Origin of the sequence: Ursidibacter arcticus (assembly GCF_009761375.1) — a bacterium.
Classification (GTDB): domain Bacteria; phylum Pseudomonadota; class Gammaproteobacteria; order Enterobacterales; family Pasteurellaceae; genus Ursidibacter; species Ursidibacter arcticus.
The window spans coordinates 1-512 of record NZ_LEKM01000053.1; the positions used below are offsets into that span (position 1 = coordinate 1).

At 37.9% G+C, this 512-nt stretch carries 1 protein-coding gene; it reads right to left on the reverse strand.

Annotated elements, in window-relative coordinates:
• The coding region (gene rarD, locus A1D25_RS01675) for an EamA family transporter RarD (RefSeq protein WP_157393991.1) at nt 1–512 on the reverse strand (512 nt) is incomplete at both ends.

The window sequence follows — 512 nt, forward strand, 5'->3', positions numbered from 1 at the left end:
ATAAGCATCTGGACTTAGTGTTTCACCAATTAGAAATGAGATAAATAGCATTGCACAAGGTTCTATATACCCGAGTAAACCCAGCACATTAAAAGGAATTAGGGTACTCGCTAAGGTATAAGATATTAGAGCGACACCGCTCATTAAACCAAGTAAAAGTAGGTAAAAATAGATATTCGGGTTCTGCTGTTGAATCACTGGCATATCAACTTGGCTGATAAAATAAAGTGCTATCGGGAGTAGTAAAGCAATTTCAATCACAAAACTATGGATATGGCTAATATTGAATTTCTTACGCACCATAAAATAAGCGGGGTACCCTGTTGCGACTAAAGCACTCGCCCAAGATAATTTACCTGCTAGTAGAATGTTGCTCACAACACCAATAAAAGCAAAGAAAATCGCTAACCATTTGCAAAATGAGAGATGTTCTTTATATAGTAGTTTCCCCACAGCAACCATTGCAATCGGCATTAGTAGGTAGCCTATTGATACATCAATCGCTTTGCCAC